This is a genomic window from Hydrogenophaga sp. RAC07, from assembly GCF_001713375.1.
Classification (GTDB): domain Bacteria; phylum Pseudomonadota; class Gammaproteobacteria; order Burkholderiales; family Burkholderiaceae_C; genus Hydrogenophaga.
Genome location: NZ_CP016449.1, coordinates 895,872 through 911,109, shown reverse-complemented (window position 1 = coordinate 911,109; position 15,238 = coordinate 895,872). Strand labels below are relative to the sequence as shown.

Sequence of the window (15,238 nt, the reverse complement as noted above, 5' to 3'; positions counted from 1 at the left end):
CTAGCCGGCACCTCTCCTACACCGCGTACGTTCACCTGAATATCAACATCAGTGGAGTTGGCTTCGCGCCTGAACTCGCTCTATGTACGCTGGGTGAAGCTCTCCATGCTCCTTAACCACGGCCTCGATGACTCGTAATTGCTGCTGAAACTCAGTCGATGGAACTTTAGTGTATGTCCAGCAAGAAAACTCCTGTTTCGGGCGAACTAACATTAGCTCTCGAGCATTCGACAAGTACTCAACAGACTCCGGCACCTGACCTAGAGCTCCATAGGCAACACCCAAACACATCGAGTAGTTTGGCGAGGTATTGCGGCGGCTTTGGGATTCATGAATTTGAACTACAGAACCAAAAAGATCTCTCGAAGGACTACCTTCGATTCCCCATGTAGCCATGGCCAAATTAAAATATGCTGTTATGTCAGGAGAGTCTGGATAAATGTACTTTCTCAGGATGTTTTTCGCCTCCTGGAACTTACCAAGACCGATCTTCGTAATCGCTAGTTGATTTTCGATTACTGCCTTTTCTTCATTTTCTCCGTCAAGATCACTTAGGATGCGCTCCTGTATGTTTAGTTTTTCTGTATTTTGATCGAGTCTTTGAGCTACCAGTAGACGTTCACTCGTATTCAGTGAATGGAATGCGGGAGACTCTGGTAGTGAATTCAACAGCGTCGAATCTAGAATGTCGATATAGCTCATTGCCTCTAACAGTGCTGGAAGCTCGGCACCTTCTGACGCCAGCAGGGAGTGCAAATTATCTATGGCACTGTCCTTATTGCCGAGCTTGTGATTCAACCGAGCCATTAAACTGAAAACCGCAGATTTATTCTCCCCATGGCTGTTAGTCAGAAGACTCAGCGCATCTGAATTTCGCCCGATCGCCTCAAAAATCAGCGCAACACGATATCCAACCTCATCGTCTTTAGAATGAATCTGAAGTATTTCTTCGGCAGTTGGGAGGGCTTCTGACAACGCCTCACCAGCGTTAGCGCCCCTTATCTTTCGTAGCGTCTTTTTCAGAAAGCCAATTGCAGCGGTGCGCTCTGCAATGTTCTCTTCAACAATCGTATCGGCAAGGCGCTTGTATTCTTTCGCCAATCGGCTCTTGGGCCTTGCGATTGAGAAGATCGTTTGATTAAGAAAAAGAAGACTACTGTAATGCTGCAACTTCGCAGCTAAAGACTTGTAATGAAGTTCACTCTGGAAACGCTGCAGCATGCTCCCTACGATCTCATCTTCGTCATCGAGGTCGGGTACATTCGATGCTACATAGTGAAGGGCAATCGGTTTTTTGATGTTTTTTCGTGCGCTATTCTGCGTTTCAATTGCACGTGAAACCTTTTTCATTCCTAGAAGATTCTGCTCATTCGGGAAGAACAACAAGCATACGGCTTCAGGCAGCTGGCGCGTGCAAATACCCTCCACATCGCTATGTCCAGTTCTTGAGTCGATTAGTACATAGTCGGGAGCAATAGTGTTTTGCCACTGCTGCTTGAGGTCCTCGAAGAACAAATAGCCATCCTCCACCTCATACAGCGAACGCCAGTCAATACTATTTAGCCTTGTCGAATACTCAGCGTCATGACGTCCCGCGGGCATTGTCCAAAGTTCACCGCCACCGTCCAACTTCTCAGTTAGGCAAATATAGTTGGAAACGTCAGGCGCTTGCTTCGTAGCACGGTAATCGGTCACATATTCAACGACTCCTTTGGAATCGCTACATGAACGTGTCCAGTTATAGGAAGTCAGCCCAGGAGCCTCAAGGTCGAAATCAACGATAAGAACTTTCTTGCCTTCGCCGATCAGTTGTGTCGCAACATTGACTAGTGCCATAGTCCGTCCGACACCACCTTTGAATGAGTAAAAGGTTACGGTGTACATACTAATGTGTTGCAAATAGAACAAAGGACTCCGCCTCTCGCGAGGCAGTCTGCTGTTTAAATGGTGTCAGTGCTCGAAATTTTGAGAATCTATCTTCGTTTTGTACGGCAGATTTTGGCATCCGTCGCTGCTGAAGCCTCGTTAGATTATCTGGAAAACACGTTAGAAAGAGCAAGGAATCATTAGCCGGATTTTGATAGAGCGCCCCCGTCTCCCATCGTGTTAACGATGCACGGCCTATTCTTGTGAGATCAGCAAACTGCTGCTGGGACATCCCATATCTCTCCCGATTCGCGACAATCTGCGCTGGACTCATAATTTGCAGATGAATGCATACCTGTTCATGCCGAATTCTTTCTGCCTCTTTATCAAGATATTCAAGACCGCACGTTGCGCAATTTCGCACCGGAATTCTGACAGTTAGCTCAACGGCCTCGGGACCGACTCCATACGTGAAATGATCATCTTCCCAGCGAGTCGCAACGTCAGAGCCGGCGCAGGCTGGGCATGTGTGGAGTGAAGTGGTTTGTAAAGTGGTGGGGTTCATACCGAGTCCTACTGGTAATGGCTGTAGTGGAAGCTTCGGCCAATGGCGCAGCTTCCATTGCCAACCTGTACTTTCATGTAGACAGGCGGCCTCTTTGGGTCAATCCCTACGCAAAGCACTATGGCCGTGCTCCCATATGGGGTGTCGAGGCTGATCTCTTGGTATTCAATACCCTCATCGAGCTTGTCAGCGATCAGGTCCCAAGCGCCAGCATCAGAAAAAAAGAAACCTGGCAGCCCAGGAATTTCAACGCGATGCGGGGTCCATTCATGCGGCCGGCCAATACTTCGACCAGATGACTTTCTGCAATTGGCAACTAGCTGCCGAAGTGTCTCGGGATTCATTTTTTAAACAGGCCAGTGGTCACATGCCTCATATGATGCCTAGATCGTTCGAAAAAGTCAAGCGTGCCTCATATGAGGCATATAGGCCCCTTCACTCGGCATGGACATAGGACCGTGCTCTAGTGGAGCGAGGCGCTCGCTGTAGCGGATGCTGAAGTACTGCGACCCCCTATCGGAGTGACCAACCAGGCTGCCATCGCGCTCGGGCTGCCAGGCATACAAAGCCTGCTCCAGCGCATCGAACACGAAGTCCATTCGAACTGCTCACGCGCAAACCCACGATGCGACGTGCGTACACGTCGATAACGAACGCCACGTACAGCCACCCCTGCCAGGTCGAGACTTAGGTGAAATCAGAGACCCAAAGCTGGTGGGGTCGATCGGCCTTGAAGATCCGGTTGACCCGGTAGCGGGCACAGCGCCTTACTATCACTGTTGGTGGTGTGCACCGCCTTGCCGCGGCGCACTGCCAACTAGCCAATGCGTCTCAGCAAGCGTTCGACCGTGCAGCAGGCAATGGAGATGTCCTCGCGGTTGATCTGCTTCCAGACCTTGTCGGCACCGTAGACCTGCATGTTGGCTCGCCACACGCGTTCGATGTGAGGAGCCAATGCACCGTCACGCTGTGCGCGCTGACATCGCAGGGCCGGGTTGCGTTGCTGGACGGCGTGGCGCCAGTAGCCAGACGGGGCGATCTGCAGCACCTTGCAGATCGACTCGACCCCGAAAGCCTGTCGATGCTGATCAACGAAGTTGTTCAGGTCTTCAGACGGCGGTCGAGTTCCGCCTGGGCGAAAAACGCGCTAGCCAGCTTCAGGATCTCGTTGGCCTTGCGCAGCTCATTGCTCTCGCGTTCGAACTCCTTCAGGCACTGCAGGTCGGTCGTCGTGACGCCAGCCCTGGCACCGGTATCGATCTCATCGCGCTTGAACCACTCATTGAGGGTCTGCGGCACGCAGACAATCTCGGGGGCGATGGATTCGATGGCGGCCCACAGCGAGGGTTACTTGCCTCGGTGCTCCTGCACCCTGCGAACGGCGAGTTCGCGAACCTCGGGAGAAAAGTGATTCGACTTCTTCATGGCTCAATCCTCTCAGAGAGTTGAGCCTCCTTAAAACCCGAGGCGGTTCATCCTGCTGCACCGCGTCCTCTTGTAGTATCGACCATAAAAAGGAGGCCAAAATGGCAACAACGATACAACAGTACGCTTTGGAACGGGGTATCAAGAACCTCTTGCACTTCACTCGCGAAAGCAACCTAAATTCGATCCTCCAAAGGGGTCTAGTAACACGCGACGTACTGGCAAAAGAGGGCTATTCGAGTTTCAATGACAACGTGCGGGCAGACTACACAAATGCGGTCTGCCTATCTATTGGATTCCCCAACTACAAAATGTGGCACGGAATCAAACAAGATAATGTGGGCGTGGATTGGGTAATTGTTGCGGTCTCACCATCTGCATTATGGACGCTCAACTGCGCGTATTGCACTGCCAACGCCGCGTTAAGTTCGGTGGCTTCAATTCCTCTTATGCAAAGGCAGAGTCTGAGCGCGTTCCAAGAAATGTATGCCGACATCCCAGGCAAAGAACGTGTAAAACTAGGCATCGCTGATAGCTTTCCAACAAATCCCCAAGCCGAAGTTTTGATGCTTCAAGGTGTTCCAAAAAACTATATTTTTGGTGTAATTGCCTCAACTGCGGCGCAAGAGGATCGACTTAGAGGTCAATACCCTAATCTTAAAATTTTTATGAAGCCTGGCTACTTTAGCTATAGAAGCGACTGGTCTTATTGGAAAAAGGGAGTGTAACGTGGCCACACGGCCCATTTTCTCTCCATCAATGAGCGGGAAACTGCTTGTCTGGACGCATCACGTCAATTTCGAATGGTTCCCCGGAATGGCCAAAGTCCAGGCCCAGCGATCTATTGCCTCTTTGCATGACCATGCAAAAAGTCAGATCGGCGTAGAGAAGGTCCTTGAAATTTCCAGCAAATCTCCAGATGCACTAGGGGTAGCACTTAGTGCATTTAATCTTATGATCCGAACGCCAAAAGGGCGCGAATACAGCCTTGAGTGCGCGTATCAGTCTGCCAAGGTATTTGAAGGTGGCGGGCCCTTTCTTGACCTACGCGAAATGCGTTCAATCGATGCGAAGCGTGATCCGCGGTTGCTCCAGCATGGACGGCTTACTAAATTCACGATCTATGGGTGCGATTGGGATCTTCAGCCACGCACTGCATTCTATGACTGGCTCTACATCAATGCACTTCATAGGCATCCGGCGTTGGCAGAGCAGGTGTTAGAGTACCGGGCTTTTTCAGACATTGCATTCAATCCCGAGCGGTCGATTAACTGTCAAGCCTACGCCGCAGCTCTCTACGTGGCACTACATGAGCGAAATTTGGTGACCCCAGATGTCTTGGGTAACAAAGAAGTATACCTGTCGGTAATTTCTACGGGTGCTGTAAGCAATGCGCACGAGAACAGCGAGCAACAGGTTCGCCTAGATGGGTTCAGTTGATCAATGCGATAACTCTCGTAAAGTAACCTGCCCCACACATGCCACAAGAATCTAAAGTGGAAGTCCAGGCCTGGCGCCCTGCTGCTCGAATCCGCTCAACTTGAACGTTTGACACGACAAACTTTATGCTCATCGAGCCTGACTGCAATACGATGGGGCCTGTATCACCAAAATTGCTGCAGCGAAAGATTCCATTGCAAATGCTATGACTGCCATCCAATACCTTGACCTGAAATCAAAGCTACCACCAACTCATCTAGAGGCACTACGGTGGTTCGAGGAGCATGCTGGACAAGATGTGCGTTGGCCTCAACCACTGAGTAGTGGCACTTACTTGGTCAATAAAGCAAAGGGAATCCACAAGCCTGCTGGATGGCAGCACGCTCTCAGCATTCGGCAGTCTCTTGGAGGACCTTACCCGGACAAAGATCCTGAAGTTCGGGGAGATGGCTCATGGGTCTACCACTATTTCCAGGAAGCCCCAGACGTCGCGAACCGCGACTTACATTTCACCAACAAAGCCCTGTTAGCCTGTATGAGGGACAGGGTTCCAGTTGGCGTGATGCGGCAGATTAAGGCTAAACCGGATTCCCTTTATCACGTTCTTGGCGTGGCCCTAATATCTGAGTGGAAGGACGGGTACTTTATCCTCGAAGGAGATGCAACGCAGGAGGATTTCGGAACTAGGCAAGCAGATGAATTACCTGAGCAGGTCGAGTTCATCCCAAGCAGCATAGAGGATGCACGACAGTGGATTACTAGATCAATCGTTCGGAGGCAAGGTCAAGGCGAATTTAGGGCAAAAGTTCTCTCGGCTTATGGGAACAAATGTGCAATTACTGGATTCAACGCGATGGAAGCTATCGAGGCTGCCCATATCTTCCCTTACATGGGTCAAAAGACAAATGCTGTGCCCAACGGACTTGCACTGCGAGGGGACATTCACACGTTATTTGATCTTGGAATGCTGGTGATTCATCCTGTCTCGCTACATGTAGAGCTTTCGCCCTCGCTCACAAACACTACATACGCCAAGTACCAGGGCATCCGAATTCACGTCCCAAACTCGCAGCGGGATAGACCCTCCCAGGCAGCACTTGAAGCGCACTATGCATGGGCTACTGCCGAGTGGTGACATTTTCACAATTTACCCCGTGTGCGAACTGCTATCGTTCGACCATGTCTTATACCCGAATCAGCAAGGCAGCTAAGGCGCTACTGCCCTATCAAAATAGAACACATTAATAAGACATTAGGCGACTCTTGCATCGGAATTGAACTCGAATGGAGCCTCTAGTTGCCCCAAACTCGGTAATGAAGCCTTAGGACTTGCAGCATCTAAATCACTTTCGCTAAACCCAAAGAACCAGTTCAAGGTGATATCACGTACGACTCCAACGTGGACAGCATTGCCAAAACACGTAAATGCTCTCTCCCTATTCGCAGGCAAAGTCCAGTTGGAAGGGAAGCCCTGAAGCTCAAGAGCTTCTGAAGCAACCAGGTGGCGTCCACGGGCTCCGCAGGAGGATCCCTGCATTGACTCCTCAATGTTCATTCGCGGAACAATAGGTATCTGAGTAGTGGTCATTGCTACAAGAGCGGGAACATGCGCAAGCCGTTTCACGCGTAAGCCAGAGGGACGGAACTGCAGTATGTGCGCCCAGATGTCTAGCTCCTCTCCTTTGCAGTTCCATTCCAGTTTTTGAAAAGAGGCGACGCCGATCTCATCATAGAGTTTGTCAAGCCACTCACGTAGCCACACCGGATCTAGATTGCTCCAAAGCCTAATCGCAAGATCTCGGTTTTGAACAATGAAGCGTTGCTTCCATCTTGGCCATTCCTCACGCTTACCAGCATATCCCGGCCATGTCTCAATCCAATCGTCTAATCTCGATCCCGTTAATTTCTTCGAGAGCCACCATCGCTCACCTTTGGGAGGATGACTGTTAAGGTCGACCTTCTTTCCGGAAAGGTTTAATACTTCAGCTCGGGCTCTCAGAAGCTCACTCTGTCGAAGTGTGGAAAGTGCACCCAGGTCAACTGTATGTAGGCTAGGATTTTTGTCTATTGGATACCAGTGCCAAGGATCGAGTTCATAGCCCCAAATTGGGAATGACGGCATCGAGTCCCTCCAGTAGGTAGACCTACTTTGCACGTCAAGATCATTCAGTTTGCAGAGAAGTGAGCCCCAATGGTCAATGCAACGTACGCGATCACTCGAAACTTGTGAGGCAATCACTGCAGCGGTTTCACCTGGCGTTTTTTTTCGAGAGATGATCTCAATGAGAGACCTCTTCGCTTTTTGATCGAGCAGCCTGCTTGCAGTGGAAGATAGCTTCCCATTGCTCCGTACCGACGGAAACACCCTTGAATGTTCCAACTTACGCTCGAGCAACTTCTTGACCAGTGCTGAGTCATTGGGCCTAGCGCTCTTTCGCTGCCCAACGATAAAAAATCGCTCTCGGTGATGTGGATACCCTAAATGATGCGGCGACAGGAGACCTCCAGCAGCACCCTGTGCAACGTGATTGGTAGAGATGAGCTGGTAGTCGAGTTCATCTTCTAGGATCTTCTTTACTCGCTCCCATGTATTTCCACCATCGTGTTTTGGGAAGTTCCCAACATTCTCGAGGAATATGAAAGCCGGGCGGTGCTCTCGGAGAATGGTCGCGATCACGTGAAAAACCGTGCCGCGTGTATCCTCGAATCCAAGTTGGGCGCCAGACTTAGAGAAAGGTTGGCAAGGAAAACCTGCGCAAAGTAGATCATGAGCTGGCAGAAGCGGTTTGCCACTTGAACGTATTCTTAAACCTGTCCCTGCATCATTCAGAAAGCATGTCATGTCTCCGTGTATTTGAAGCAAGGCGCCCGTTTTATCGAACTTCGGAAGCGCAGCGCGCAAGTCCTCCTGAACCAGCCCAGCTTCTGAGCCAACACTGTCTAAGTCACTGTATTGCTCACCGATCTCACGGAAATTGGACACATATGCATGTCGCAGATCACTTTCGAGTTCTGCAGCGGCTACGCACTTGAAACGCACTTCGCTTCCGAACCGCTTTGCTGCGGTCTGCGCCGCTGTACTCAGGCCCTGATGGAAGCCGCCCAGGCCAGCACACAGGTCCACAAATCGAATGTCGGCTTCGGCACCGCGCACCGCGTTCAAAGAAGCCTCCAACTTGTCCGACAACGCACGTTCATTCTTGCTTCCATTCAAAGATCGGGTCACTGATCCACTATTATCCCTGCGGACTGCGGCGCCGCCGTGGAAGGGAGAGCACAGATGAGCACCGCGGAAGAGTCTGAGGAGATCGAGTCAACGGGGGTAGCGCAGTACCTTGCAGAGTTGTCGCAAGACCGCCGCCTTCCGGAGGGCATCGAGCACCTGCAGTCCGTAGTGCCCTTTCAGCCCGATGAGGTCAAATTTGACAGCAATGACTGGCTAGTCAAGACCTTGTTAGTTCAGGCATGGCTTCGCCTAGATAGTCCCATTTCCGCGGATCTTTCCTCACTGGAAGCAGGCCATGCGCTGTTCACCGCAATCTCGCCAGATGCTCCAGAGGCCTGCCTTCGCTCCGACGGAGACTGCGTCCTGCTTACGCCGCTTGGGGCCCAACACTTGGATATTTGGCTCTCTCGAGCACTTGCCAACCGCGACGCGTTCTTGGAAGCCGTTGAAGAGGGCGTAGCTCTTTCGCTAGCGACCGAGGACTGGGACTTGTTGTGGGAGGAAGGGGGCGCCAACCGGGCCCGCCAGCCAGCGGCCATACAGGCCAGAGTTGATACAACAACGATCCGCTCGTTTGCTGACTACGCGGGAGACGGTGTTCTCGATCTCAACCCGTCGTATCAGCGCGATAGCGTATGGTCAACCAGCGATTCCCAACTCTTGATCGACTCGATCCTTCGCGGCATCCCTATTCCCTCCATCATCCTGACCGAGGTGGGCGAAGACAGCAAGCTGCAGATCGTGGACGGCAAGCAACGTTTAACTGCAATCCTGCGCTTCATAGGCAGGCATCCCGTGGCAAGGAAGTTTGCGAAGGAAAACGACGTCGAAGACCTGCTAGAGAAGGACCCCAGACGGCTAGTCCGGAAACTTCATTTGCGCGGCCGGGATATATCGGACAACTACCTACCCTTTCGTCTGTCGCTTTATCGCCAGGGGGACCCCTTATACAAGCTCTCTGGCAAATACTTAGCTGACATCAAAGACGAGGAGATAGAAGTAGGCCATGGGAAGGTAAAGGTCGGCGACATCTTTGGAAGGGCTAACTCTAAGTACAAGATCCCAACGATCATCTACGAAAAAACAAGGCTGCAAGACATTCATCATGTTTTTTCGATCTACAACAAACAAGGAAAGAAGCTAAACGCGGAGGAGCTTAGGAATGCCACCTACCACCACTTAGGCTTGACCAAATTGTTGCTGCTACTTAGCGGAGATCGCCTTGACGTAAACGAACTCGCACCTTATTTGCCCAGCGAGCTGCGGCAAGGCATCGAAGAAGTGGGTAAAAGTTTAGAGGCGTGCAACTTTGGAACCTTGAGGTTTAAGCGTACAAAGGTCTTGTCTTGGGTGAGCGCTATCTTCTTGCACGAGCCAAATATGTTGCGTGGCGCTTATGCGACGCCATCCACGGCAAGCCACATTGACGCACACCTGGAGGACATTACTAAACTCCAAGGCGCCCATCCCATGTACCAAAACGCCAATCTAGTATCCCTAGCCCGGGATATTCGTGCCGCGGTCGCGCTGCATGCCGAGTGCGTGGACGCATGGTCGCCGCGCTTTCGTAACAAGAAGGGACAAGCGTCTCGGTGGGAAGAGCTTCCGTTTGTGGCTAGTCTCCTTGCTGTGATGGTGTTGGTCGCAATTGGCAAGGAAGCGCTACTAGCTGAAGGCATCGCGGCAGTTCGCGATGTGACGGAAAAGAGTCCGGGTCCAACAAAGAGCCAGAACAAGACCCAATGGCAGTACGTTGCAAGAGTGTGCCTACGCATCCTGGACACACTTGGCGTCGATCAGTCCGCGGCAAGCACCGCACTCACAAAGCGATATGAGGTAAGTTGCTTGGAATACCTACGGCCGATCTCAGAAGCGGGAGGTTCAAGTGAATGACTGCTGATGCAGTTGGTCGAATTGAGACACTTCGCCCTGTCCCCGCGGAAAGCAATGCTAGCGAGGCGGATTCAGGCTCTGCCAACGACAACTCAAGCTGGTGGTCCCGCTACTCACATGCGGCGAGTCGTCTGCCTCCTGCAACTATGGAGATCCTTGAGACGGATGCAACCTACATTGCAGAACATGCAGTACCCCAAGTAGGAGACTTCCTAGACGAGGCTGCATTTGGCGCATCCCGTGTGCGCACGGGAATCGTCGTAGGCTCGGTACAGTCGGGAAAGACAGCCAGCATGCTTGCTGTGGCTGCACTTTTGCTCGACAAGGGCATCGACATCCTTGTCGTACTTGCTGGTACACGCGTCTCGCTTTGGCTACAGACGTATGAGCGGTTGCTCGATCAGCTTGATGGCTCCGACCTGTATTCGGCTTGGAAAAGGAGCGCGGATAGAGCATTGGTACCGCAGCCCGAGGACGTTTTGGCAAGTATCGACCGTGTCGACCCGTCTATGTACCTTCTAGGCGCAAGAAGCAAAGTTCGCATAGCGCTACGGGCAGGCAAACCAGTAATCTTTGTCGTGCCTAAGGAGGATGATCACCTTCTCGCTCTCGGGCGATTTCTCGAAGTGGAGCTACTCCAAACTTCTGGTGCAGATCGACCTAAACCCACCACGATGGTGGTGCTGGATGACGAGGCAGACGATGCAAGCGTCCTGGATTCAATCGACGGCAGGAAAATCACACCGAAATTTATTCAACGGCTCTGGTCAAGCGCCAAGAGCCTGCAGGCCACTCGGCATGAGCGGCTCTTTGCTACATACATTGCTTACACGGCCACTCCACAGGCCAACTACCTTCAAACTACTCACAATCCCCTCTCGCCACGTGACTTTCATGCCGCGCTGAGACTCCCTGGAGATCGAGGCCAAAAGTCTCCCAGAACGCTCACCTACACAGAGCCTGCAGGCCAAAAAGCGTATTACACCGGAGGAGAGTTCTACTATGAGCGTTTTATGGGCCTCGCGGCCGATCCATGTATCGCATATCCATTTCCCGAGCCGCTAGACCCTAGCGACATAGATGAAGAGCCATCTGCCGCAGCACTTGACACCGTTCGATGGCAGATGATTGGAGATGCGCTTCGCAGCTACCTCGTAGCAGGCGCAGCCCGTGTTCTATTGAGTGGCCGACGCCTGCCGAAGGGTGATGAACAGCCAATGCCAAGGGAGCAACTCGACGCATTGCTTCCCCCAACCCACAGCATGCTGTATCACCCCTCAGCACTCAAATATGATCAATTCTTAGGGGCCGCAGACATCGTGCGATGGTCGCAAGGCGCTACGCAAGTGTCGAACGATTTCATCAGCGATGAATCTGAATGGGATACTGGCCAGCAACTAGATGCCAGTGGCCTCACTAGGCGCCTTGCCGAGGAGGAGCCACTTTGGGAAAAATGGCTAGGCATCTTCAAGCGATCCGCCGCAGGGCTCAGCACCTTACCGGGCCAACCTCCAGGAGGTCTGCAGGCCGTGACTTGGGCAGAGGTCAAATACATCTTGAATTTAGAGATTTTCCCGAATGTTAAGGTGCGCGTTCTTAACAGCGACCCCCGCGCAGGCGATAGACCACAGTTCTCCCCTCAGCTCGAAGCGAACGGCTTGTTCCTGCCACCGCGGGACCTACTGACTATCTTCGTTGCCGGCAACGTGCTCTCGCGAGGCCTCACCATCGAGGGCCTGTGCACAAGCCTATTTGTTAGAAGCGCCAGGGAACCGGCAGCAGACACTCAGATGCAGATGCAGCGCTGGTTTGGCTACCGTGGGAGCTACTTCGCGTTCTGTAGAGTTTTTGCTTTCGCCGATCAACTAAAGCTTTTTCGGCAATACCACAGCAACGATCAGGCGATGAAGAGTGAGATCCTTGTGCAAATGGAGGACAAGAGTGCGCCCTCCGCACGCGGCGCATTGGTACTGCAAGGTATGGCATTCAAGGCGACCTCCAAAGTCGAGAGTAAGCGAGTCCCGCTTCATCCCGGTCCTTCGCCCTCGGTGCGCTTGCTTGAGCCCCACAACGGGGCGATGTATTCGGAGAACTTGCAACTACTTGATGAATTGCTTAAGCGAGAAGACTGGGACTACTTGGAGTATCCACAGGGGAACCAACGCGGCCTTATCGGGAGCAAGCCTATTGCAATGCTCGAGGTTGCATCCTTGCTTGAACGGTTGCGCTACTCGTCACATGACCCAGATCCGACACTTGAGCTTTCCAAGCGCTGGGGAAGCTTGCAGAGGCTGTTGAACTGGCCAGAGCCATTCTTCAGGCCCCCAGGCATTCGCCCAACGCCGATGGCCGTCGGTCCATCGGGATGCCCCTACTCAATTGCGGCTTATCTGCGTCTTTGGGCTGCAGCTCTCGAACAACCTAGTTCTCCAGGGCTGATGCCCACCGATGATCCGTCCACACCCTGGAACAGAATAAACGTCTCGGAATATCGCGCAACCGTACCCCGCTTCTACGTAGGTGTACGCTTCGGTGTCGAATCTAGCAGCAAGGTGCTCAAGTTCAGAGGCAGGTCTTTCCCAATGATGCGCAGGGGCCTTGTTGAGGGTCGAGATGATCTGCTTTCAACTCTTTGGGGATCTCGCAACCCATCTGAGAAATGGCTTGGCGACCAGCTGTTCGACTATCACCTTCACAACACCTCGGGCGCTCCAAAGCTGCTCGACGAAAGTTCTTGGCGTCCGCGTGGTCATCCTGGGCTTTTGCTCTTTCATGTGGTGGCCGACCCGGTCACTGGAAGTGAAACAGTCGCGTTAGGCCTTGCGATCCCGCACGGTGGACCAGATCACGTCGCAGCGTTGAGAGAGGAGCAAGATGGCTAGCACGCACACCGCCTATGAAAGATTACGCGAGCAACTCGAGCTATTGCCTCGCCCAGACCATCAAGAAGATAGACGCACGCTTTGGGTTGTTGATCGGCTTTTGGGTGTTGCCGTAACCGGGGCCGGTACTGTTGAAATTCTGCTTGTAGGGGATCGGCTGTACCCTGCTTCAGGAATCGTTCGTCGTCATCTCCAGCACGGTCGCTGGCGTATCGAAGAGACGAACAGCGAGGTAGAGGCAAACAGAGTTGCACTGCCTGCACAACCACATTTCCTCTCCCTTGCCGCACTGATATCGGTCGAACTTACTAGATTCGGCTTGTACAAGGCTGGTGCTCTTGTAGATGCTTTCAGGCAAGTAGAGCCGCTTATCGAACTTGCTCTTCGACGGACTGTTCTAGCTGAGGAGCACATCATTGGTCTGATAGGTGAGTTGCTGTGCCTTGAGGTCATGCTAGATGCGACTGGATCGCCTGAGCAGATGAGTTCGATCCTAGACATGTGGCGCGGCTTCACAGATGGGAGAGACTTTGTGGTGGGCGATATAGGTATCGAAGTCAAGACTACCCGCTCAATGTCGTCTACCCACAAATTTTCTGGCTTACACCAGGTAGAGCCGCCTGCAGGCGTCAACAATCAGCAAAAAGTGCTCCTATTAAGCGTTGGTCTCTCACCTAGCAGCGTTGAAGGCCAGAGCTTGTCAGAACTTGTAGATCGGATTGTGAAAAGGTTGGCAGGACAGCCCCAACCTGACCTATCTGGTTGGACTCCACTTCAACAAAGATTTCTCTTGGAAGTCGCTAGTTACGGGCAGGCAAATTCTTTGGGGTATGACCATCACTCGATGTCTAGTGAAATCGTCTATCGCGCTCTGTTCAGTTCAAATTACACGCCACGCCTTTATGACATGTCAGATCCAAACATCCGTATCCTCAAACGAGAGTACTTGGAATCGACTCATGTTAGTGCCGACGATCTTCAGTTTCGGCTCGATCTACCCGAACTAATCACCCAGTCCAATCCTGCAGCCAACTGGGCGCAGTCCATCACCCAGCTAGTTCAGTCAGCTTTGCGTCCCTAAATTCGTCTTTGGTTGCCGGCGACTTTCGGGACATCTGCTCAGTATCGAGTCGAAAACAGGCCCGAAACTATCAAAGGTATGAGTCGCAGCACACTTGACGCACGAACCACGATGCATGACCGACCGTTTATGAACAGTCCATGGCATCAGTCGATCCCCTCGGCGCGGCAGTATCGCTTTCCGATGGTCCGTCAGGTAAATCGTCACCGGGGTACACCGCAAATGTGATCAGCGGCCCAACGCGGCCACGGTCTGCCCGAACTTGCACAGCCAGGCGCGACAGGAAGTCGCTGGTGCTCTCGTCCGCATTCCTGTGCAGGTCCACGTTATCGACGGCGACGATGGTTTCCTGATCCCTGCCCGCGAGGTGGACGATGATCAACGCCGGGCTGGTGCAATCGGGCACTGCATGCTCAAGCTGGGTGATTCGTTTAGACAGCACGCTCATTTCAGGCTCTCCAGAGCGGCCACGCGGGCGGCCAGTTCGTCAATCTCCGACACACGGGCCAAAGTGCCGATAGCACCCAGCAGCGCTGCCCCAGCACCCGCTGCCAGTTCACCAGCAGCAACGGATGCGAGCACAGCGCGGCCCTGCTCTGTCAGCGTGCCACTGGGCAGGCTCAGGACCTGCGGCTGTTCTGCGGCCTTCAATGGGGCTACAGCACGCTCCAGCAGCAGGCGGGCGGCCCCCACATCGCCAGCCAATGCGCGGGCCATCAGCGCGGCCAGCAGTTCGGGCACGCGAGCAGAGATGGATGCGCGGATGCGGCCCACTTCACCGGTGCCGGGTTTCCGCCCCTTTGGGTTGCCGGACTCCCCGGGCTTCCATCGTCCAGGCTTCTTTGTCGTCACTGCAAATT

Annotated in this window: 11 protein-coding genes, 1 pseudogene and 1 other annotated feature; of the genes and pseudogenes, 6 read left to right on the top strand and 6 right to left on the bottom strand. The window is 52.8% G+C overall.

Annotated elements, in window-relative coordinates:
- Positions 1 to 48 precede the first annotated feature (48 nt).
- The 3 genes and pseudogenes from BSY239_RS21990 to BSY239_RS22365 form a co-directional block, all read right to left on the bottom strand.
- Positions 49 to 1,884: a ParA family protein gene (locus BSY239_RS21990; RefSeq protein ID WP_083239810.1), complete on the bottom strand. Its 1,836-nt coding sequence runs from the start codon at positions 1,882 to 1,884 to the stop codon at positions 49 to 51.
- Position 1,885: 1 nt separating this feature from the next.
- Entirely contained in the window at positions 1,886 to 2,431 is a 546-nt protein-coding gene (locus BSY239_RS23050; RefSeq protein WP_083239809.1) for a type II TA system antitoxin MqsA family protein, read from the bottom strand.
- 470 nt (positions 2,432 to 2,901) lie between these two features.
- Positions 2,902 to 3,856: pseudogene (locus BSY239_RS22365) on the bottom strand (IS3 family transposase); the annotation flags it as partial.
- Positions 3,462 to 3,578 (bottom strand) — a sequence feature (AL1L pseudoknot). It overlaps the preceding pseudogene by 117 nt.
- A 101-nt stretch (positions 3,857 to 3,957) precedes the next feature.
- Between BSY239_RS22365 and BSY239_RS21965 the strand changes: the two are divergent.
- From BSY239_RS21965 to BSY239_RS21955, 3 genes are all read left to right on the top strand, one after another.
- On the top strand, positions 3,958 to 4,584 hold the full coding sequence (locus tag BSY239_RS21965) for a DarT ssDNA thymidine ADP-ribosyltransferase family protein (RefSeq protein WP_083239805.1): 627 nt from the start codon (positions 3,958 to 3,960) through the stop codon (positions 4,582 to 4,584).
- Position 4,585: 1 nt separating this feature from the next.
- Positions 4,586 to 5,296 carry a DarT1-associated NADAR antitoxin family protein gene (locus tag BSY239_RS21960; RefSeq protein WP_083239804.1) on the top strand — a complete coding sequence of 237 codons (711 nt, stop codon included), beginning with the start codon at positions 4,586 to 4,588 and terminating at the stop codon, positions 5,294 to 5,296.
- Between the two features lie 205 nt (positions 5,297 to 5,501).
- Positions 5,502 to 6,431 (top strand): HNH endonuclease, encoded by a 930-nt coding sequence (locus BSY239_RS21955; protein WP_156775413.1) that lies wholly within the window; start codon positions 5,502 to 5,504, stop codon positions 6,429 to 6,431.
- A 117-nt stretch (positions 6,432 to 6,548) separates the two neighbouring features.
- Here the strand turns inward: BSY239_RS21955 and dcm are convergent, their stop codons facing one another.
- The gene (dcm, locus tag BSY239_RS21950) at positions 6,549 to 8,450 is read right to left on the bottom strand and encodes a DNA (cytosine-5-)-methyltransferase (RefSeq protein ID WP_236944181.1); all 1,902 of its coding nucleotides are present in this window, start codon (positions 8,448 to 8,450) and stop codon (positions 6,549 to 6,551) included.
- 126 nt (positions 8,451 to 8,576) lie between these two features.
- Here dcm and BSY239_RS04205 point away from each other — a divergent pair, with 126 nt between their 5' ends.
- The 3 genes from BSY239_RS04205 to BSY239_RS21940 are packed head-to-tail and all read left to right on the top strand — an operon-like array spanning position 8,577 to position 14,378.
- A complete protein-coding gene (locus tag BSY239_RS04205; protein WP_069045741.1) occupies positions 8,577 to 10,415 on the top strand; it encodes a DUF262 domain-containing protein in 1,839 nt (612 codons plus the stop codon).
- Positions 10,412 to 13,297, top strand: coding sequence for a Z1 domain-containing protein (locus tag BSY239_RS21945; RefSeq protein WP_083239802.1), 2,886 nt, complete (start codon positions 10,412 to 10,414; stop codon positions 13,295 to 13,297). Before BSY239_RS04205 ends, BSY239_RS21945 begins: the two co-directional genes overlap by 4 nt.
- Complete coding sequence (locus BSY239_RS21940) at positions 13,290 to 14,378, top strand: PD-(D/E)XK motif protein (protein WP_083239801.1); 1,089 nt, start codon at positions 13,290 to 13,292, stop codon at positions 14,376 to 14,378. The genes BSY239_RS21945 and BSY239_RS21940 overlap by 8 nt, the downstream gene beginning before the upstream one ends.
- A gap of 127 nt (positions 14,379 to 14,505) precedes the next feature.
- Here the strand turns inward: BSY239_RS21940 and BSY239_RS04200 are convergent, their stop codons facing one another.
- Together BSY239_RS04200 and BSY239_RS04195 are read right to left on the bottom strand one after the other, a co-directional pair.
- The gene (locus BSY239_RS04200; protein WP_069045740.1) at positions 14,506 to 14,826 is read right to left on the bottom strand and encodes a hypothetical protein; all 321 of its coding nucleotides are present in this window, start codon (positions 14,824 to 14,826) and stop codon (positions 14,506 to 14,508) included.
- Positions 14,823 to 15,230 carry a DUF5681 domain-containing protein gene (locus tag BSY239_RS04195; protein ID WP_069048766.1) on the bottom strand — a complete coding sequence of 136 codons (408 nt, stop codon included), beginning with the start codon at positions 15,228 to 15,230 and terminating at the stop codon, positions 14,823 to 14,825. The genes BSY239_RS04200 and BSY239_RS04195 overlap by 4 nt, the downstream gene beginning before the upstream one ends.
- Between the last annotated feature and the right edge of the window lie 8 nt (positions 15,231 to 15,238).